This is a genomic window from Streptomyces bottropensis ATCC 25435 (genome assembly GCF_000383595.1).
Classification (GTDB): domain Bacteria; phylum Actinomycetota; class Actinomycetes; order Streptomycetales; family Streptomycetaceae; genus Streptomyces; species Streptomyces bottropensis.
The window spans coordinates 6,747,937-6,767,180 of sequence record NZ_KB911581.1 but is presented as its reverse complement, the minus strand read 5'-3'; the positions used below and the strand labels follow the sequence as shown (position 1 = coordinate 6,767,180).

The following is a 19,244-nucleotide window of genomic DNA, read 5'->3' as shown; positions in this document are numbered from 1 at the left end:
CTCGTACGAGGCGTACGGCGATGGGGCGCCCGGAGTGATCCGGGCGCCCCATCGTCGTACGTGTCTCGTCGCGTCGGTACGGCCCCGTCAGCGGGCCTTCGGGCCGCCCCTCGGCATGCGCATGCCCTTGGGCATCGGACCCTTGGGGAGCGGCATGTTGCTCATCAGGTCGCCCATCGCGCGCAGCCGGTCGTTGGTGGCGGTCACCTGGGGGCCGGAGAGCACGCGCGGCAGCTTGAGCATGGTCGTGCGGAGCTTCTTCAGCTCGGTCTGGCCCTCGCCGGTGCCCACGACCAGGTCGTGCACCGGGACGTCCGCCACGATGCGGGCCATCTTCCGCTTCTCGGCGGCCAGCAGGCTCTTGACCCGGTTCGGGTTGCCCTCGGCGATCAGGACGATGCCGGCCTTGCCCACGGCCCGGTGCACCACGTCCTGGCTGCGGTTCATCGCCACCGCGGGGGTCGTGGTCCAGCCACGGCCCACGTTGTCGAGCACCGCGGCCGCCGCGCCGGGCTGGCCCTCCATCTGCCCGAACGCCGCGCGCTCGGCCCGCCGTCCGAAGACGATCGCCGTCGCGAGGAAAGCGAGCAGGAGGCCCAGAATGCCGAGATAGATGGGGTGACCGATCAAGAAACCGATCGCGAGGAAGACACCGAAGGTGATGATTCCGACAGCCGCGAGTACAAGACCGATCTTCTTGTCGGCCCTGCGGGTCATCTTGTACGTGAGAGCGATCTGCTTGAGTCGCCCGGGGTTCGCAGCGTCCGCTGCGGGTTCCTTCCTCGCCATGGCACGAAGTCTACGTGTCCGGGGAAGCGAGGACGACGGCGGTGCCGGTGGGGACCGGGATCCGGCGGCTGCGCCGGGGAAGCGGCGCCGGGCGGCGGCGGTGCCGGCGGTCGTGCTGCGGACGGGGTCGTGCGACGAGCGGGGTCGTGCGGAGGGATCCGACTACGAGGTGCGCGAGGAGACGGCCGCCTCCAGGACGCGCTCGGCCTCGACACGGTCCTTGGCGCGGCGGCGGTCCTCCAGCACGGAGGTCCAGGCGTTGCGACGGGCGGTGCGCTGGCCGCTGCTCAGCAGAAGCGACTCGACGGCACGCAGTGCATCGGTGAACGACGGGATCGGTGTGGCGCGGACGGGTGCTGCCTGCATGGGAGGTCCCCCCTCGGGATGGCTGCTCTGGCTAGGGCCCTGTACCGGGTGTGAAACCAGGGTCACTCATTGGTGTTACCAGGGCATGACCGACCGGTCAAACGAGGGTGAAGCCTTGATGGGGGGCCCTCAAACCTCGACGCGGCCCTGACAGGGCCCTCATCTGCGAGGACGGTCAGGACCGCGGTCAATCGGCCATTACTGGCGAGTAGCCTCTTGTGCTGGGATTCACACGACCTGATGGCACTGCGTGCCATTTGGCGGAGTGGTCGGCGGAGGGGCTGGTGGAGGGGTCAGACGGCCTGCGAGGCGATGTACGAGCCCCGCTTCTCGACGGCCATCTGGTACAGGCGGCCGGCGCGGTACGAGGAGCGGACCAGCGGGCCGGACATCACGCCGGAGAAGCCGATCTCGTCGGCCTCCTGCTTCAGCTCGACGAACTCCTGCGGCTTGACCCAGCGCTCCACGGGGTGGTGGCGGACGCTCGGCCGCAGGTACTGGGTGATGGTCACCAGCTCGCAGCCGGCGTCGTGCAGCTGCTTCAGCGCCTCGCTGACCTCTTCGCGGGTCTCGCCCATGCCGAGGATCAGGTTCGACTTCGTGACCAGACCGTAGTCGCGGGCCTCGGTGATGACCTTCAGGGAGCGCTCGTAGCGGAAACCGGGGCGGATGCGCTTGAAGATCCTCGGGACCGTCTCGACGTTGTGCGCGAAGACCTCGGGGCGGGACTCGAAGACCTGCTGGAGCAGCTCCGGCACGGCGTTGAAGTCGGGGGCGAGCAGCTCGACCTTGGTGTGGCCGGTCTCACGCTCGGCGGTCTGCCGGTGGATCTGGCGGACCGTCTCGGCGTACAGCCAGGCGCCGCCGTCCTCCAGGTCGTCGCGGGCGACGCCGGTGATGGTGGCGTAGTTCAGGTCCATGGTGACCACGGACTCGCCGACACGGCGGGGCTCGTCGCGGTCCAGCGCCTCGGGCTTGCCGGTGTCGATCTGGCAGAAGTCGCAGCGGCGGGTGCACTGGTCGCCGCCGATGAGGAACGTGGCCTCGCGGTCCTCCCAGCACTCGTAGATGTTGGGGCAGCCCGCCTCCTGGCAGACCGTGTGCAGGCCCTCGCTCTTCACGAGGCTCTGCATCTTCGTGTACTCGGGGCCCATTTTCGCCCGGGTCTTGATCCACTCGGGCTTGCGCTCGATGGGGGTCTGGCTGTTCCGGACCTCCAGGCGCAGCATCTTGCGTCCGTCGGGTGCGACTGCGGACACATCGGCTCCCTGTGCTTCGATTCTTCGGCGTCCCCCAGGGTACGCCCGTACGGTTCTCGCTCTCCGGGGTGGGCAACCTTCACCTTCGCGGTGCCATTCCCCGCGCCGGCCCCGCGAGGGGGTGCGTCTTGCGGGTGCGGGCCCGCGCTCGCCCGCGAACCCCGGCCGCTACACCGCTGTGCGCAGAACCACCCGCGGCTGCAACTCCGCGTTCTCCAGCACGTCCCGCAGATGCCGCTCGACCACGGGAAGGACCTCCGCGATGCCGATGTCCCGGCCCAGTTCCCCCGCGAGGGAGGCGACCCCCGCGTCACGGATCCCGCACGGGATGATCCGGTCGAACCACTTGTTGTCGGGGTTCACGTTGAGCGCGAAGCCATGCATCGTGACCCCCTTCGCCACCCGGATCCCGATCGCCGCGATCTTGCGGTCCTCGCGCCGCTGCCCGGCGTTGGAGGGCGCGTACTCCGGCCCGTTCATCCGCGGATCGAACTCGTCGTCGGTCATCCGGGGGTCGAGGTCCAGCGAGAGCCCGCCGAGCCGCTGCTCGACCGGATCGCCGAGCACCCACACCCCGCTGCGGCCCTCGACCCGCGTGGTCTCCACCCCGAACTCCGCGCACGTACGGATCAGGGCATCCTCCAGGCGCCGTACGTGGGCCACCACGTCCACCGGCCGGGGAAGCTTCTGGATCGGGTAGCCCACCAGCTGCCCCGGACCGTGCCAGGTGATCTTGCCGCCGCGGTCGACGTCGATGACGGGGGTGCCGTCGAGGGGACGCTCGTTGTCGGCCGTGCGCCGGCCGGCCGTGTAGACCGGCGGGTGCTCCAGGAGCAGCACGGTGTCGGGGACCTCGTCGGCGAAGCGCGCCGCGTGCACCCGGCGCTGCTCGTCCCACGCCTCCTGGTACTCGACGGCCTCCGCGCCGAACCCCATGCGGACGAACCGCAATCCACTCACGGCAAGCGCCTCCCTCGGCGGTACCACCGGGCGGCGGGACCGCGATAGCCCTGTCAGGCGCGTGACGCGCCCAAGCCACTGTACGACCGCGCGGCCGGGCGGTGTTCGAGCGGTCCGGGGCGCCGGCGCCGGAGATCGTCGTACAGGGCGCGGAAGCGGAGCCCGACGCTCGTCGTACGCCCCGGCCGCCGGGCGTACGAGATGCCCAGCCGGCGCGTGACGGAGGCCGACCACGTCAGCCGTGCGGTAAATCCTCACACGATCGGATGAATGGTTGCGGAAGTGTGCGATCGGACGCTTACTCTCCGCTACATTCGCGCCGTTCACAAGGCCGCAAAAGGCTTCTCACCAGGCAATCCGGGAAACCCCGCCGACACCCGGAAGGCAGGAGACCGCACCGCAGATGACGGAACGACCCGCGCAGCGCACCCCCAACCGCCAGCTCGCCGCCCTCATCGCAGAAGCGGGGTTCTCGAACGCGGGACTAGCGCGCCGTGTGGACCAGCTCGGTCTCGAACACGGCCTCGACCTCAGATACGACAAGACGTCGGTCACCCGCTGGCTGCGTGGTCAGCAGCCCCGGGGGACGACACCCGCACTCATCGCCGAGGTGTTCACCCGCCGCCTCGGCCGCCGGCTCACCGCCCAGGACCTCGGCCTGGACGCCTGCGCCCCCGTCTACGCGGGCCTGGAGTTCGCCGCGACCCCCGAGGAGGCCATCGACATCGTCGGCGGCCTGTGGCGCAAGGACTCCGGCAGCCACGCCGAACTCCGCAAGATCGCGTTCACGCCCGCCGGGCTGGTCGTCCCCAGCCGGGACTGGCTGATCGGCCGCGCCGACGACCGGGTGGGCCGGGGTGACCCGGGCGCGACCCGGGTCCCCCCGCAGGGCCGTCCGGTCGTGCCCCGGCAGCGCAGTCAGACCGAGCGCGGCCCCGGCCAGAAGGTCACCGGCGGGGACATCGCCGCCCTCCGCTCGGTGGGGGAGCTGTTCCGCGCCCTCGACGACGCGTACGGCGGCGGTCACGCCCGCCAGGCCCTCGTGCGCTACCTGGAGCACGAGGCCGAGCCGATGCTGCGCGGCGCCTACGGCGAGCAGGTCGGCCGGCGGCTCTTCGCGGCCGCCGCCGACCTGACCCGGCTGGCAGGCTGGACCTCGTACGACATCGGCGCCCACGGACTCGCGCAGCGGTACTTCGTGCAGGCGCTGAGGCTGGCGCAGGCGGCGGGGGACCGGGCGTACGGGGCGTACGTGCTCGTCACGATGAGCCGTCAGGCGGTCTATCTGGGGCATGGGCGCGAGGCCGTGCAGCTCGCCCGCGTCGCCCAGCAGGGCGTCGGGTCGGCCGTGCCGCCGGTGGTGCAGTCGCTGCTGCACTCCGTCGAGGCGCGGGGGCACGCGGTGCTCGGCGAGGTGCGGGCCTCCACCGCCGCGCTGGTCCGGGCCGAACGCGCCCTGGAGACGGCCCGCCCCGGGGACGAGGTCCCGTACTGGGCGCGGTTCTTCGACGAGGCCCAGCTCGCCGACGAGTTCGGGCACAGCCACCGTGACCTCCAGCAGTACCGGGCAGCCGCCCAGCACGCCGAGCGCTCCCTGCAGCTGCGGGCACCGGCCTACGCCCGCAGCCGCCTCTTCTGCCGCGTCGTCCTCGCCTCCGCCCGCCTGGGCCTCGGAGAGCTCGACCAGGCCTGCCAGTTGGGCGCGGAGGCCGCCGGGCAGGCCTCCGAGATGCGGTCCGTACGGGCCGTGGAGTACGTCCGCGACTTCGAACGCCGCCTGGAGCCCTACCGCGACGCGGCCCCGGTGCGGGGGTACCGGGACAAGGTGGCGGCGCTGGGGTAGGCGCGCGACCCCGTAGGACCCGTAGGACCCGTAGTACCCGTAGTACCCGTAGTACCCGTCTCAGGGGCGCCCGGCACGGCGCCGGGCGCCCCTGAGACGTCTCCCGGGGAGCCTCACGCGGCCGTCTCCAGCGGCTCCGCGGAGAGCAACGGGCGGATGTCCAGGTCGGTCAGGACGGCGTGTGCGGCCCGTCGGGCGGAGTGCAGGGCGCCCTGGACGGTGCTGGTGTCGCGGTGGTCGCCGCAGACGTAGAGGCCCGCCAGGAGGCGCACCGGACGGCGCAGGTCGTGCGGGGCGGGCATCGCGGGGACCGCCTCGGGGACGTGGTGCGCGGCGAGGAGCTCCCAGCGGGTCGTGGACGTCCGGTAGAGGCGGGCCAGTTGGGCGCGGACCGTGGCGTCGAGGTGCGCGGGGTCCGGAGGAGTGCCGAGGACCGTGGAGGTGATCAGCGCGCGGCCGGCCGGCGCCCGGCTCGGGTCGACCTGGCTGACGACCGCCGTGTGCGAGACGGGCCCGCTGCGGTCGGCGTCGAGGAGCAGCGCCGGTTCGGTCAACGGGGGCTCGTCGGTGGCGTGGTGCAGAACCGTCACCGGGTGGAACCTCGGCACCCGCAGGCCGGGCAGCAGTTCGGCGGCGGACCGGGCGTCGGTGGCCAGCACCACGGCACGGCAGGTGAGTTCACCGTGGTGGGCCGTGGTCACCGAGGTCGTGCTGATCGCGGTGACCTGGACCCCCGTGCGGACCGAGCCCGGCGGCAGCGCGGCCGCGAGCAGCTCCGGAAGCGTGTCGGCGCCGCCCTCCGGGATGCACAGCCGGCCCGTCGCGAAGGTGTGCAGCGCCAGGTCGGCACAGCGGCTGGAGGTCTCCAGCGCCGGGTCGGCGAGCAGGGCGGCCAGCAGGGGGCGTACGAAGCCGTCGATCGTCCGGGGCGGGAAACCCCGGGCCGTCAGTGCCTGGGCGGCCGGTACCTCCACCCGGGTGAGGAGCCGCTCGGGCGCGGTCGCGGCGAGCCGGGCCAGGGCCATGGCCAGCCGGGACTGGTCGGCGGGAGCGCCCAGCCGACCGGGCCGCGTGCCCGAGGAACGGGCCGGGGAACGCCCCTGGTTTCGGGGGAGCCTGGGGGCGCTTGCCAGGGCGCGCGCAGCCGTGAGTGCGCCCCTCGCGCTCCGCAGGACCGGGGCGGCGCCGGCGCGCTGATGACGGCCGTCGGCGTGCAGCAGGATGCCGGGGGCGAACGCACGCAGGGGGAGCCGGTCCAGGCCGGGCGTACGGCGCAGTTCCGGGTACGACGTGGAGAGCAGCCGCGTCGTCCGGTCCAGGCGGAAGCCGTCGATCTTCTCGGTGGACATGCGGCCGCCGACGGCGGGGGCGGCCTCCAGGACGGTGGTCCTCAGCCCCGCCCTGGTCAGATGTGCGGCTGCGGCGAGGCCGGCCACACCGGCTCCTACCACGATGACGTCCACGTCCTCCGTGTCCGCCGGGAACGCCGACTGGTGCACCGACTCAAGCACGTGCCCCTCCCGAGGTCGCGCGGCTGCGGGGACGTTATGCCCCCAACATCCTTCTGAAATACCTGAGTTCGGCATGAGAGTGAAGGCGGGCGCCGGTACCGGGGAAGGAGCGTGTGGCCTCGCACGGGGGCATGGACGGGGCGAGTGTGCGCCGGGCGTTCGGGGGGTGGCGGTTGTCGGGCGGCCGCGGGCCGGGTGGGGCTTCTCGCGCGGTTCCCCGCGCCCCTGAATGCCCAGGCCCTTGCGGGCCTGAAAAGACCCGGGTCGGGCCGTCGCAACCCTGAGAGGCGACCGGCCTCCTGGGCCGAAAGGCGACGGCTGCGCGGGGTGAGAAGCGATGGCCTCGTGGGCCGAAAGGCGACGGCTGTGGGGGTGAAGGCGGCGGCTGGCCCGGGAAGCGACGTCTGTGCGGGCCGAAAAGCGACGGCTGCGCGGGGTGAGGAGCGACGGCTGCGCCGGGTGAAAAGCAGTGGGCGCAGCCCCTGCTTCTCAGGGGCGCGGGGAACTGCGCGAGAAGCCCCACCGGGCCCGCGCCCGACACCGCACCCGCACCGACGACGCACCCGCCCCCTCAGCCGAGCGCAGCTCGGATCGCGTCGTCGATCTCCGGATACGTGAACGTGAACCCCGACTCCAGCAACCGCGTCGGAACGGCCCGCGTACTGCCGAGCACGTCGCCCGCGACCTCGCCGAGCGCGAGCCGCAGCGCCGGCGCGGGCACCGTGAACAGGGTGGGCCGGCGCAGCACCCGGCCCATCGCAGCGGTGATCTCACGGTTGGTGCGCGGGGCCGGCGCGGTCAGGTTGAACGGACCCGACAGCGACGGCGTGAACAGCAGATGCCGCAGCGCCGCGACCTCGTCGTGCAGGGAGATGAAGCTCCAGTACTGGCGGCCGTCGCCCATCCGCCCGCCCAACCCGGCCTTGAACAGCGGGAACAGCGGACCCCAGGCGCCCCCGCCCCGCGCCACCACCAGCCCCGTACGGGCGAACGCGGTACGGATCCCGGCCTCCCGCGCCGCCTCGGTCGCCCCCTCCCACTCCACGCACAGCCCGGACAGGAACTCCGAGCCCGGCTCCGCCGACTCGTCCACGACCCGGTCGCCCGTGAAGCCGTAGAAGCCGACGGCGCTGCCGTTGACCAACACGTTCGGCGGGGTGTCGAGGGAGGCGGCGGCCTCGGCGAGCGTCCTGGTGCCGAGCACCCGGCTCCTGCGGATCGTCGCCTTGTACGCGTCCGTCCAGCGGCGGGAGGCGACCCCCGCGCCGGCGAGGTTGACGACGGCCGCGCACCCCGCGAGGCCGGCCGTGTCGACCCGCCCCGCCTCCGGGTCCCAGCGCACCTCACCCGGCGCCCGGGGCGCCCGCCGCACGAGCCGGAGCACCTCGTGACCGTCCTCGGTGAGCGAGCGGGCCAGCGCGGAACCGATCAGGCCGGACGCACCGGCGATCGCGATACGAGAACCGGGCGGAACGGGCGATTCGACGGTCATGTCTCCATCCTGCCCGTCGCACGGCGGGACGGCGGGTCCGGGGTGCACGATCCGGCGGCGATTCGCCGGTGCGGCCGTCGTACAGTGGCCGCCATGCCCGCACCGCACATACGCCTCGCCACCTCGGAGGACGAGGACACGCTCGGCCGACTCGACCGCGACACCTGGTCCACGCTGCACTCCGTCCAGGAACGCCCCACCCAGCCGTACGCGCCGTTCTTCAGCGAGCGCTACGGCCCCCGGGACCACCTGGTCGCCGAACTCGGCGGCACCGTCGTCGGGTACGTCCGCCTCGCCCTGTCCTCCGGCCTCGCCTGCCACACGCACGTCCGTCAGATCCAGGGCCTCGCCGTCGCCGACCGGGCGCGCGGGGCGGGCGTCGCACGGGCGCTGCTGCGCGCCGTCCAGGACGAGGCACGCCGCCGCGGCGCCCGCCGGCTGACCCTGCGGGTCCTCGGCCACAACACCGCGGCCAGGAGGCTCTACGAGTCCGAGGGCTTCGTGGTGGAGGGGATCCTGCCGGAGGAGTTCCTGCTCGACGGGGCGTACGTGGACGACGTGCTGATGGGCCGTCGGCTCTGACCCGACCGCCCGTCACCGGCCCTCACCTCACCAGGTCGCCCGGCCCTCACCTCACCAGGTCGCCCGGCCATCGGGTCATGAGGTCACCAGGTCACCCGTGTCCACCGGGGTCGTCGCGTTCGCCGCGCGCTTCGCGTCCGGGAGGACCTCGTCGACCGTGAGGACGTAACCCGTCTCGGCGTCCGAGGTGGAGCGGGCGAAGACGACGCCGAAGACCCGGCCGTCGGTGGTGAGGAGGGGCCCGCCGGAGTTGCCGGGGCGGACGGTGGAGCGGATGGAGTAGATGTCGCGGGTCACCGAGTCGGTGTTGTAGATGTTCCGGCCGGTCGCGTCGATCCGGCTGGCGACCGTGGCCGCCTGGAGGTCCAGGCCGCCGTCCTCCGGATAACCGGCCACGACCGACGCGTCCCCGCGCTCGGCGCTGTCGTCGAAGCGCAGCAGCGGGGCCTTGAGCCCCGGGACGTAGAGGACCGCCACGTCCTTGTCGGAGTCGAAGAGCACGACCTTCGCCTCGTACGCCCTGCCCACGCCGCCCACGCGCACGCTCGGGTCGTCGATGCCCGCCACCACATGGGCGTTGGTCATCACATGCTCACCGGCGTACACGAAGCCGCTGCCCTCGCGGCCCTGGGTGCCCGCGACGCCCTCGATCTTCACGGTGCTCCGCTTGGCGGCGCCGGTCGCGGCCGCGGTGACGCTGTCGCCCGAGGGCTTGGCGACCTCGGCTGTCGCCTCGTTCTCGAACGGGTTGAAGACCTGCGGGAAGCCCGCCTCGGTGAGCGCCGAGGTGGCGTCCGAGAACCAGGCCGGGGTGGTGTCCGGCATGGTGTTCTGCACGGCGCCCAGCAGCGCCGAGTTCCGGATCGAGTTGGTCACCACCGCCGACGAGGACGCCCCGAGGACGCTCGCGGCCACCCACGCCACGATGAGCACGGCGAGGGTGTTGGCCGCCGCCCCGCCGATGCCGTCGGCCACCCGCAGCGGGCTGCGGTCGATCTCCCGGCGCAGCCGCAGCGCCAGCCTGCCCGCCAGCTCGTGCCCGATCACCCCCGGCACCAGGACGGTCAGCACCGCCGTGACCGTCGCCGTGGGCGTGCCCGCCTCCACCAGCTCCATCATCCAGGGCAGCACCCAGACGCCGGTCGCCGCACCGCCCACGAAACCGGCGAGGGACACACATCCCGCCACCAGGCCGCGACGGTAACCCGACGCCGCGTAGGCCAGGATCACCAGCATCAGCAGGATGTCGAGCACGTCCACTCCAGCCGCCTCTCTCTAGGGACCCTGTAGTACGCGCGCGGCGGCCGCAGTGATCAGCTGCGCCCCCGCGGCACCCCGCCGGTCCGCGCGAACCGGCCACCACCGCGCCACATCCGCCCTGGAACAGTGAAAACGCCCCGGACCACGACGTTGGTTCCTTCCGCTTCCACCGGGTGGCCCACCCCACATCGCGGCGGGGGCGCATCCGGGTGACTCTGGGGACATGCGTGTGTTCCGGAGGTCGCGGGGGGCGCGAATACGGCGGCACCTGCGCCGGTCGCGTGACCGCGTGCGCCTGGCGTGGGAGCGTGCGGATCCGCCCCGGCGGGTGCTCCTGCTGCTGCTGGCCTCCCTGCCCGGCCTGGCGGCCGTCCTCGCGCTGGTCATGCTGGTGTTCGGCGTGGACCGTACGGGGCAACGCCCGGCCCGGCCCGCCGCGGCCCGGCCCGCGCTGCCGCACCAGGCACCCCGGCCGCCCATCGTGCCGAGGACCCGCTGGCTGGAGAAGGACGCGCCCAGCCAGCCACCCGCCCGCTACGACGACGAGGTCGCCGCCGTCTTCATCCACCACACGGACTCGCCCAACGGCTACGACTGCGCCGACGCGCCCCGCATCATCCGCTACCTCTACGCCGGCCAGACCGGCGCCAAGGACTGGGACGACATCGGCTACAACTTCCTCGTCGACCGCTGCGGCACCATCTACGAGGGCCGCGCGGGCGGTATCGACCGTGCCGTCACCGGCGCCCACACCCAGGGCTTCAACCACCGCACCACCGGCATCGCCGCCCTCGGCACCTTCACCGCCGGCGTCCCGGTCCCGCAGGCCATGACCGACGCGATCGCCGCCCTCGCCGCCTGGAAACTCGGCCTCTCCGACACCGACCCGCGCGGCAGCGTCCGGCTCACCTCCAGCAACAGCCTCAGCCGCTACGCCTCCGGCACCACCGTCCTGCTGCCCACCCTCGCGGGCCACAGCGACGGCTACATGACCAGCTGTCCGGGCGCGGCCCTCGCGGAACGCCTGCCCGCGATCAGGGAGCTGGCGGCCCGCCTGCAGGGCCGGCGCTGACCCGGATCTCATCAGGTTCACAGACAGCGTGCCGGGGCCTCACAGACCACTCCAAGATCCGCGCCCTACCTTCGTGATGTCACGCCGACCGGAGATGGGGAAAGTGGTGGGGAAGATGCTCGGCAGCCGTACGAAGAACGACGCGTCCCGCGACCGGCGGAGGTCCTGGTCCTCGACCCTGCGGAGCCCCTGGACGGTGGCCTGCGCGACCGCCGTCGTCGTGCTCGGCCCGTCCGCCGTCACCGCGTCCGCGCTGGACCGCGCCAACGCCGCGCCCCTGCACGGGGCCCACGCCCCCGGGCACCCCGCCCCGGGGCAGGAACGACGCCACCACGCCCAGCCCTCCACCACCGAGCAGTACGCCTACCTGCCGCGCACGCCGGGTCGTGGCTCGCGGGCCTGAGAGACCCCGCCCCGCCGGAACCGGCCCGGCTCAGCCCTCGCCCCGGAAACGCTCCCAGAGCTTCGGGTAGCGCTCCGCGAGCGCCGTCTCGTCCTCGAAGTCGAGCGGGGTGCCCTCCGGTTCGCGGGGCGGGGGCGGGATACCGAGGTCCGGGGCGACCACACCGGTGAGCTGCTCGTACGCCTCGTCCGCGGCGTAGCCCAGCTCCTCACCGTCCCCGTCGATCTCGTCGTCGAAGTCGTCCAGCAGACCGGCGAGCGAGTCGGGGTCGTGGACCGCGCCCTCGAAGACCTCCCGGCCCTGACCGATCAGCCAGCACCGGAAGAAGTCGAACGCGTCGTCACTGGCACCGTCGAGCAGCACCCACGCGGCGCCCCAAAGGTCCCAGGTGTAGGCGCGGTTGTAGCGGGACTCGAAGTGCCGGGCGAAGTCCAGCACCGCCTCCGGGTCCAGCCGGCCGAGCCGTTCCACGAGCAGGTCGGCCTGGTCCTCGGGGTCGCCCTCGGCATCCTCGCGGGCCGTGTCCACCAGCTCCCAGAACTCCGTCTCGTCCATCACGGGTCCAGCATCGTGCCTGGGCGGGTGCGACGCACGTGGAGAACGGCGGATTGTTATGTCCGCCACGGTGTCCGCAGGGCCTCACGGGGTCGCGTACAGCTCGGCGAGCCGGCGCGCGTCGCCCGCGAAGCGCTCCCGCAGGCCCGCGGGCGCCAGCACCTCGGCCTGCGCCCCCAGCGCCGTGAGCTGCGTGTGCGCCACCTCCTCCGACTCGACCCGGAGCGTGAGGGTGGTCCGGTCGTGTTCGTCCGGCGCCCCGGCCGCCGTCAGCGCGTCCCGGGCGGAGACGGGATCCACGACGTACGGCAGTCTGCGCACGCCCTCCGCCGAGAGCCGCACGACGACCTCGGTGTGCAGGATCGACCGGGCGAACCGTTCCGCCTGCGCGTCCCAGTAGGCCGGCAGGTCGAACTCCTCGTCGCGGGCGAAGCGGTCGCCGCCGTCCTCGACGGAGAGAAAACGCTCGATGCGATAGGTCCGGAAGGAGCCGGTGCCGCCGCCGGTGAGGGGGACATGGGCGCACAGGTACCAGACACCGGCCTTGAGGACGAGGCCGTACGGTTCCAGCGCGCGCTCGACCTCGGTGTCACCCCTGCGATAGCGCGCGACGATCCTGCGGTCGTCCCACACGGCGTCCGCCACCGCGGGCAGCAGCTCAGGGGTCCTCGGCTCCTGGAACCAGCTCGGCGCGTCGAGGTGGAACCGCTGGGACGCCGTACGGGAGGCATCGCGCAGGGAGGGCAGCAGTGCGGCCGAGACCTTCAGCCGGGCCGCGGAGGCCGCGTCCTCCAGCCCCATCTCCCGCAGCGCCCCCGGCACACCGCTGAGGAACAACGCCTCGGCCTCACCGCGGGCCAGGCCCGTGAGCCGCGTGCGGTACCCGCCGATCAGCCGGTACCCACCGGCCCGCCCCCGGTCCGCGTAGACCGGCACCCCCGCTTCCGACAGCGCCTGGGCGTCCCGGGTGACGGTCCGCTCGGACACCTCCAGTTCACGGGCGAGTTCGGCGGCGGTCATGGAGGGCCGGGACTGGAGAAGCAGCACCATCTTGATCAGCCGAGCAGCACGCATGCCTTCATGATGCCGGGCGCGTGGGGGCCCGGGGATCCGGGGGCGCCCCTGAGAAGCAGTGGGCGCAGCCCCAGTTCTTCAGGGGCGCGGGGAACTGCGCGGGAACCCCCACCGGGCCGGCAGACGGGGGTCGAAGGGGCGCAGCCCCTGGGGGAGGGACGGGTAGGGGCGGCGGGGGCGAGGAAAACGCCCCCACCGCCCCGCCGGTGTCACAGCCCGTACCGCTCCCGAGCCTCCTTCACCGCCGTCGCCTGCACCTCACCACGGCGGGCGAGCTGCGCGAGCGCGGCCACGACCACGGACTGCGCGTCCACGCCGAAGTGACGACGGGCGGCCTCACGGGTGTCCGACAGCCCGAACCCGTCCGCACCGAGCGACGAGTAGTCCTGCTCGACCCACTGCGCGATCTGGTCCGGAACCTGGCGCATGTAGTCGGAGACGGCCAGCACCGGCCCCTGCGCACCCTGCAACGCCTGCCGGACGAACGGCGTCCGCTCCTCCCCGCGCAGCAGCGCGGCATCCGCCTCCAGCGCGTCCCGCCGCAGCTCGCTCCACGAGGTCGCCGACCAGACGTCCGCCGCGACACCCCACTCCTCGGCGAGGAGCTTCTGCGCCTCCAGGACCCAGTGGATCGCCGTACCGGAGCCGAGCAGCTGGACGCGCGGGGCGTTCGCCACCGGGGACAGCCCCGCCGACTCGGCCGTGTTGAAGCGGTACAGGCCCTTGACGATGCCCTCGTCCACCCCGGCGACGCCCGGCTTGGCGGGCTGCGGCAGCGGCTCGTTGTAGACGGTCAGGTAGTAGAAGACGTTCGGGTCCTCGCCCGGCGCCGCCTCGCCGTACATCCGGCGCAGACCGTCCTTGACGATCGCCGCGACCTCGTACGCGAACGCCGGGTCGTAGGTCAGCGCCGCCGGGTTCGTCGCCGCGATGACCGGCGAGTGGCCGTCGGCGTGCTGGAGGCCCTCGCCCGTCAGGGTCGTACGGCCGGCCGTCGCGCCGACGAGGAAGCCGCGGCCGAGCTGGTCGCCGAGCTGCCACATCTGGTCGGCCGTGCGCTGCCAGCCGAACATCGAGTAGAAGATGTAGAAGGGGATCATCGCCTCACCGTGCGTGGAGTACGCGGTGGACGCGGCGATGAAGTCCGCCATGGAACCGGCCTCGGTGATCCCCTCGTTGAGGATCTGGCCGTCCTTGGCCTCCTTGTAGTACATCAGCTGGTCGCGGTCGACCGGCTCGTACGTCTGGCCCTTGGGGGAGTAGATCCCGAGGGACGGGAACAGCGACTCCATGCCGAAGGTGCGCGCCTCGTCGGGGACGATCGGCACCCAGCGGCGGCCGGTCTGCTTGTCGCGGACCAGGTCCTTGACCAGGCGGACGAAGGCCATGGTCGTCGCCACGTTCTGCGAGCCGGAGCCCTTGTCGAAGGAGGCGAACGTCTTGTCGGCGGCGGCCGGCAGCGGGGCCAGCGCGTGCGTACGGCGGGCCGGGGCGGGACCGCCGAGCGCGGCGCGGCGCTCCTGGAGGTAGCGGACCTCGGCGGAGTCGGCGCCGGGGTGGCCGTAGGGGACGACCCCGTCGACGAAGTCGCTGTCCTTGATGGGGAGTTCGAGCAGATCACGCATCTGCTTGAACTCGTCCGTCGACAGCTTCTTCATCTGGTGGTTGGCGTTCTTCGACGCGAAGCCCTCGCCGAGGGTGAAGCCCTTGACGGTCTGGGCCAGGATGACGGTCGGCGCGCCCTTGAACTCGACGGCGGCCTTGTAGGCGGCGTACACCTTGCGGGCCTCGTGACCACCGCGCGAGAGGTGGAAGCACTCCAGGATCTTGTCGTCGCTCAGCAGCTTCGCCATCTCGACGAGCGCGGGATCCTTGCCGAAGAAGTCCTGGCGGATGTAGGCGGCGTCACGGGTCTGGTACGTCTGCACCTGCGCGTCGGGTACCTCGCGCAGCCGGCGCAGGAGCGCGCCGGTCGTGTCCAGCTGGATCAGCTCGTCCCAGGCGGTACCCCAGAGCGTCTTCACGACGTTCCAGCCGGCGCCGCGGAACTGGGCCTCCAGCTCCTGCACGATCTTGAAGTTGGCGCGGACCGGGCCGTCGAGGCGCTGCAGGTTGCAGTTGATGACGAAGGTGAGGTTGTCGAGACCCTCGCGGCTCGCCAGTGCGAGGGCCGCCGTCGACTCCGGCTCGTCCATCTCGCCGTCGCCGAGGAACGCCCAGACGTGGGAGTCGGAGACGTCCTTGATGCCGCGGCTGGTGAGGTAGCGGTTGAAGCGCGCCTGGTAGATGGCGGAGAGGGGGCCGAGGCCCATGCTCACCGTCGGGAACTCCCACAGCCAGGGCAGGCGGCGGGGGTGCGGGTAGGACGGCAGGCCCTCGCCTCCTGCCTCACGGCGGAAGTTGTCCAGGTGGGACTCGTTCAGGCGGCCGTCGAGGAAGGCGCGGGCGTAGATACCGGGGGAGGCGTGGCCCTGGATGTAGAGCTGGTCGCCGGAGCCGTCCCGCTCCTTGCCCTTGAAGAAGTGGTTGAAGCCGGTTTCGTAGAGCCAGGCCGCGGAGGCGAAGGTGGCGATGTGGCCGCCGACGCCGTATTTCGAGCCGCGGGTGACCATCGCGGCCGCGTTCCAGCGGTTCCAGGCGGTGATACGGCGCTCCATCGCCTCGTCACCGGGGATGCCCGGCTCGGCGGCGGTGGGGATGGTGTTGACGTAGTCCGTTTCGAGCAGCTTGGGCAGCGCGATGCCGTTGCCCTCCGCGCGCTCCAGGGTGCGGCGCATCAGGTACGCCGCGCGGTGCGGCCCGGCCGCCTTGGTGACGGCGTCCAGCGAGGCCTGCCATTCGGCGGTCTCCTCCGGGTCCCGGTCGGGGACCTGGTCGAGCGCGCTCGGCTGGATGGCGTGGGAGTCGGTCATTGCGCCGCCTTCCTCAGTCGAAGGGGGTTCCCTCATCGGTAAGGGTTCGGGGGTGCCCTTGGTCTTTGGCAGGACAGGGCGGTGGGCTTCGGTGGAAGCCCGTCGGCGACTGTAACCCGCTGATCGATGATCGATCAAAGGGTTCCGGGGCAAAATATCTTGATCACGAGAAAGTCGGCACGGGGTGCCCCCGGCGGAGACACCGGGTGCCGCGATGGGCCCGAGTATGTGCAGGTGGGGCGGCGTTTGAGCGGGGGTGCGCTCAAGGGGGAGGGGGTGGAAATACGTCGGCGGGTGCGGCCCGGTGGGGGGCGTTCGCGCAGTTCCCCGCGCCCCCAAAAGCACCGGGCCCGCGGTCGAGACGTCTACGCCGGCTCGTCGTCCGTGTGCGGGGCGCAGCCCAGGACGTGGGACTTGACCAGGTCGGCGATCCGGGGATCGCGTCGCCGGAACGCCGCGACCAGCTCCTCGTGCTCCTCCGCGTAGGACTGCTGGACCGTACCCAGCCAGCGGATCGACAGCGCGGTGAACACCTCGATCCCCAGCCCCTCCCACGTGTGCAGCAGCACCGAGTTGCCCGCCGCCCGCACCAGCTCCCGGTGGAACGCCACCGTGTGCCGCACCTGGGACGTCCCGTCGGCGTTGCGGTCCGCCTCGTACAGCGCGGCCACATGCGGCTCCAGCGCCGAGCAGTCCTCCGCCAGCCGCTCCGCCGCCAGCTCCGCGGCGATCGCCTCCAGCCCCGCCCGTACGGGGTAGCTCTCCTCCAGATCGGCCGCGGTCAGATTCCGCACCCGTACGCCCTTGTTCGGCGCGGATTCGATCAACCTCAGCGACTCCAGCTCACGCAGGGCTTCCCGTACGGGAGTCTGGCTGACCTCCAGCTCCGTCGCGATCCGCCGCTCCACGATCCGCTCACCCGGCTTCCACCGCCCGCTCACGATGCCTTCCACGATGTGCTCGCGGATCTGTTCGCGCAGCGAGTGGACGACGGGCGCGGTGGTCATGCGGGCTCCTTCGGCGGGGGACCGGCGGGGGACGAGCCCCAGGGGCGTTGACCTCTAGACAATAGAGCCGCGGCCCTCCGGTGGAGAGGCGCACGGGGGTCCTTTCGCGCAGGTGAGACGAGACTTACACGCTCCCACGGGCGGCAGTTTTGTAAAGACCCGTACCGGCCAGGCTCGCGGCGGGTTCCCCGCACACCGACGGCGGAGCCCGCACGCACCGGTGCCCCGCCCGGAGAACTCCGGACGGGGCACCGTCGTCCCGCGATCAGCGGCCTCTGCTCACAAGCCCCTGCTCAGAGGCTCACAGACCGAGCTCGACCTCGAACTCGCCCGCCTCCAGGATCGCCTTGACGGCCGTCAGGTAACGGGCTGCGTCGGCGCCGTCGACCAGACGGTGGTCGTAGGAGAGGGTCAGGTACGTCATGTCGCGGACGCCGATGACCGCGCCCTCCTCCGTCTCGATCACGGCGGGGCGCTTGACCGTGGCGCCGATGCCGAGGATCGCGACCTGGTTCGGCGGCACGATGATCGTGTCGAAGAGCGCGCCGCGCGAACCGGTGTTGGAGATGGTGAACGTCGCACCGGACAGCTCGTCCGGCGTGATCTTGTTCGCCCGCACCTTGCCCGCCAGGTCGGCGGTGGCCTTGGCGATACCGGCGATGTTGAGGTCACCGGCGCCCTTGATGACCGGGGTCATCAGGCCCTTCTCGGAGTCCACCGCGATACCGATGTTCTCGGCGTCGAAGTAGGTGATCGTGCCCTCGCCCTCGTTGATCCGGGCGTTGATCGGCGCGTGCGCCTTCAGCGCCTGGGCCGCGGCCTTGACGAAGAACGGCATCGGGGAGAGCTTGACGCCCTCGCGGGCCGCGAACGAGTCCTTGGCCCGGGCGCGCAGCCTCATCAGACGGGTGACGTCGACCTCGACGACCGAGGACAGCTGCGCCTGCTCGTGCAGCGCCTTGACCATGTTGTCGCCGATGACCTTGCGGATGCGCGGCATCTTGATGGTCTGGCCACGGAGGGGAGAAGCCTCCAGGGACGGCGCCTTCTTGGGGGCGGCGGCCGGTGCGGCAGCGGCGGGAGCCGGAGCGGCGGCAGCGGCCTTCGCGGCCTCGGCGGCGGCGACGACGTCCTGCTTGCGGATACGGCCGCCGACACCGGTGCCCTTGACGGAGCCCAGGTCGACACCGTTCTCGGCGGCGAGCTTGCGCACCAGCGGGGTGACGTAGGCGCCCTCGTCGGTGGCCTTGGCGGCAGCCGACGCGGCCGGGGCGGCGGCCGGAGCCGGGGCGACCGGAGCGGGCGCGGCAGCCGGAGCGGCCGGAGCCGCGGCGGCGGGCGCCGGAGCCGGAGCGGCGGGAGCGGCCGGAGCGGGAGCCTGAGCGGCCGGAGCCGGCGCGGCGGGCGCCGGGGCAGCGGCGGCGGGCGCCGGAGCCGGGGCGGCCGGAGCCGGAGCCGGAGCGGCCGGAGCCGGAGCGGCGGCCGGGGCGGCACCGGGAGCGCCGATGACGGCCAGCTTGGCACCGACCTCGGCGGTCTCGTCCTCGGCGACCGTGATCTCCAGCAGCACACCGGAGGTGGGCGCCGGGATCTCGGTGTCGACCTTGTCCGTGGAGACCTCCAGCAGCGGCTCGTCGGCCTCGACGGAGTCGCCGACCTCCTTGAGCCAGCGGGTGACGGTGCCCTCGGTGACGGACTCGCCGAGCGCCGGGAGGACCACGTCGGTGCCCTCGGCGGAGCCGCCGCCGGTGGCCGCCTCGGCGGTCGGGGCCGGCGCGGGGGCCTCCTGCTCGGTGGAGGGCGCGGCCGCGGCGGGCTCGGGGGCCGGAGCCGGAGCCTCCTCGGCGGCGGGGGCCGGGGCGGCGGCGGGCGCGCCCGAGCCGTCGTCGATCAGGGCCAGTTCGGCGCCGACCTCGACCGTCTCGTCCTCGGCGACCTTGATGGACGCCAGGATGCCGGCGGCGGGGGAGGGGATCTCGGTGTCGACCTTGTCGGTCGAGACCTCGAGCAGCGGCTCGTCGGCCTCTACGCGCTCACCCTCGGCCTTCAGCCAGCGGGTGACGGTGCCCTCGGTGACGCTCTCGCCGAGCGCCGGAAGGGTTACGGAAACCGCCATGGTTTCTGTTGCTCCTTAACGATTGCGGAAGTCTGGATCGTCG

At 72.6% G+C, this 19,244-nt stretch carries 16 protein-coding genes; 4 read left to right on the top strand and 12 right to left on the bottom strand.

Annotated features, from left to right (window positions below):
• Positions 1 to 87 precede the first annotated feature (87 nt).
• From STRBO_RS0130155 to lipB, 4 genes are all read right to left on the bottom strand, one after another.
• Positions 88 to 789 carry a DUF4191 domain-containing protein gene (locus STRBO_RS0130155; protein ID WP_005478405.1) on the bottom strand — a complete coding sequence of 234 codons (702 nt, stop codon included), beginning with the start codon at positions 787 to 789 and terminating at the stop codon, positions 88 to 90.
• Between the two features lie 162 nt (positions 790 to 951).
• Complete coding sequence (locus STRBO_RS0130150; protein ID WP_005478404.1) at positions 952 to 1,155, bottom strand: SCO2195 family GlnR-regulated protein; 204 nt, start codon at positions 1,153 to 1,155, stop codon at positions 952 to 954.
• A 293-nt stretch (positions 1,156 to 1,448) separates the two neighbouring features.
• Positions 1,449 to 2,414: a lipoyl synthase gene (gene lipA / locus STRBO_RS0130145; protein ID WP_005478403.1), complete on the bottom strand. Its 966-nt coding sequence runs from the start codon at positions 2,412 to 2,414 to the stop codon at positions 1,449 to 1,451.
• A gap of 168 nt (positions 2,415 to 2,582) precedes the next feature.
• Positions 2,583 to 3,374, bottom strand: coding sequence for a lipoyl(octanoyl) transferase LipB (gene lipB, locus STRBO_RS0130140; protein ID WP_063743183.1), 792 nt, complete (start codon positions 3,372 to 3,374; stop codon positions 2,583 to 2,585).
• A gap of 403 nt (positions 3,375 to 3,777) precedes the next feature.
• Between lipB and STRBO_RS0130135 the strand changes: the two genes are divergently transcribed.
• On the top strand, positions 3,778 to 5,217 hold the full coding sequence (locus STRBO_RS0130135; protein WP_005478400.1) for an NsdA family TPR-like regulatory protein: 1,440 nt from the start codon (positions 3,778 to 3,780) through the stop codon (positions 5,215 to 5,217).
• A 113-nt stretch (positions 5,218 to 5,330) separates the two neighbouring features.
• On the opposite strand, the gene STRBO_RS0130130 is transcribed toward STRBO_RS0130135, so the two are convergent.
• Positions 5,331 to 6,728: an NAD(P)/FAD-dependent oxidoreductase gene (locus STRBO_RS0130130; protein WP_005478399.1), complete on the bottom strand. Its 1,398-nt coding sequence runs from the start codon at positions 6,726 to 6,728 to the stop codon at positions 5,331 to 5,333.
• Between the two features lie 571 nt (positions 6,729 to 7,299).
• Positions 7,300 to 8,220: a TIGR01777 family oxidoreductase gene (locus STRBO_RS0130125; protein ID WP_005478397.1), complete on the bottom strand. Its 921-nt coding sequence runs from the start codon at positions 8,218 to 8,220 to the stop codon at positions 7,300 to 7,302.
• Between the two features lie 84 nt (positions 8,221 to 8,304).
• On the opposite strand from STRBO_RS0130125, the gene STRBO_RS0130120 reads away from it, so the two are divergent.
• Entirely contained in the window at positions 8,305 to 8,802 is a 498-nt protein-coding gene (locus STRBO_RS0130120; protein WP_005478395.1) for a GNAT family N-acetyltransferase, read from the top strand.
• Positions 8,803 to 8,877: 75 nt separating this feature from the next.
• Here STRBO_RS0130120 and STRBO_RS0130115 read toward each other — a convergent pair whose 3' ends face one another.
• Entirely contained in the window at positions 8,878 to 10,062 is a 1,185-nt protein-coding gene (locus tag STRBO_RS0130115; RefSeq protein WP_005478393.1) for a MarP family serine protease, read from the bottom strand.
• A 328-nt stretch (positions 10,063 to 10,390) separates the two neighbouring features.
• Between STRBO_RS0130115 and STRBO_RS0130110 the strand changes: the two genes are divergently transcribed.
• Positions 10,391 to 11,134 carry a peptidoglycan recognition protein family protein gene (locus STRBO_RS0130110; RefSeq protein ID WP_005478389.1) on the top strand — a complete coding sequence of 248 codons (744 nt, stop codon included), beginning with the start codon at positions 10,391 to 10,393 and terminating at the stop codon, positions 11,132 to 11,134.
• 103 nt (positions 11,135 to 11,237) lie between these two features.
• Positions 11,238 to 11,537 (top strand): hypothetical protein, encoded by a 300-nt coding sequence (locus tag STRBO_RS0130105; protein WP_005478387.1) that lies wholly within the window; start codon positions 11,238 to 11,240, stop codon positions 11,535 to 11,537.
• Positions 11,538 to 11,567: 30 nt separating this feature from the next.
• Here STRBO_RS0130105 and STRBO_RS0130100 read toward each other — a convergent pair whose 3' ends face one another.
• The 5 genes from STRBO_RS0130100 to sucB form a co-directional block, all read right to left on the bottom strand.
• On the bottom strand, positions 11,568 to 12,092 hold the full coding sequence (locus STRBO_RS0130100) for a DUF4240 domain-containing protein (protein ID WP_020115285.1): 525 nt from the start codon (positions 12,090 to 12,092) through the stop codon (positions 11,568 to 11,570).
• 84 nt (positions 12,093 to 12,176) lie between these two features.
• The gene (locus STRBO_RS0130095) at positions 12,177 to 13,166 is read right to left on the bottom strand and encodes a helix-turn-helix transcriptional regulator (RefSeq protein WP_005478384.1); all 990 of its coding nucleotides are present in this window, start codon (positions 13,164 to 13,166) and stop codon (positions 12,177 to 12,179) included.
• A gap of 209 nt (positions 13,167 to 13,375) precedes the next feature.
• Complete coding sequence (gene aceE / locus STRBO_RS0130090) at positions 13,376 to 16,078, bottom strand: pyruvate dehydrogenase (acetyl-transferring), homodimeric type (protein ID WP_005478382.1); 2,703 nt, start codon at positions 16,076 to 16,078, stop codon at positions 13,376 to 13,378.
• 365 nt (positions 16,079 to 16,443) lie between these two features.
• Entirely contained in the window at positions 16,444 to 17,085 is a 642-nt protein-coding gene (locus STRBO_RS0130085) for a GntR family transcriptional regulator (protein ID WP_005478380.1), read from the bottom strand.
• Between the two features lie 301 nt (positions 17,086 to 17,386).
• A complete protein-coding gene (sucB, locus tag STRBO_RS0130080) occupies positions 17,387 to 19,201 on the bottom strand; it encodes a 2-oxoglutarate dehydrogenase, E2 component, dihydrolipoamide succinyltransferase (RefSeq protein WP_005478377.1) in 1,815 nt (604 codons plus the stop codon).
• Between the last annotated feature and the right edge of the window lie 43 nt (positions 19,202 to 19,244).

Excerpts from the sequence above, each read along its gene's own strand:
- STRBO_RS0130135 (WP_005478400.1), top strand. The coding sequence starts at position 3,778 with ATGACGGAACGACCCGCGCAGCGCACCCCCAACCGCCAGCTCGCCGCC.
- STRBO_RS0130150 (WP_005478404.1), bottom strand. The coding sequence starts at position 1,155 with ATGCAGGCAGCACCCGTCCGCGCCACACCGATCCCGTCGTTCACCGAT.
- aceE (WP_005478382.1), bottom strand. The coding sequence starts at position 16,078 with ATGACCGACTCCCACGCCATCCAGCCGAGCGCGCTCGACCAGGTCCCC.
- STRBO_RS0130125 (WP_005478397.1), bottom strand. The coding sequence starts at position 8,220 with ATGACCGTCGAATCGCCCGTTCCGCCCGGTTCTCGTATCGCGATCGCC.
- sucB (WP_005478377.1), bottom strand. The coding sequence starts at position 19,201 with ATGGCGGTTTCCGTAACCCTTCCGGCGCTCGGCGAGAGCGTCACCGAG.
- STRBO_RS0130085 (WP_005478380.1), bottom strand. The coding sequence starts at position 17,085 with ATGACCACCGCGCCCGTCGTCCACTCGCTGCGCGAACAGATCCGCGAG.
- STRBO_RS0130095 (WP_005478384.1), bottom strand. The coding sequence starts at position 13,166 with ATGCGTGCTGCTCGGCTGATCAAGATGGTGCTGCTTCTCCAGTCCCGG.
- STRBO_RS0130100 (WP_020115285.1), bottom strand. The coding sequence starts at position 12,092 with ATGGACGAGACGGAGTTCTGGGAGCTGGTGGACACGGCCCGCGAGGAT.
- STRBO_RS0130155 (WP_005478405.1), bottom strand. The coding sequence starts at position 789 with ATGGCGAGGAAGGAACCCGCAGCGGACGCTGCGAACCCCGGGCGACTC.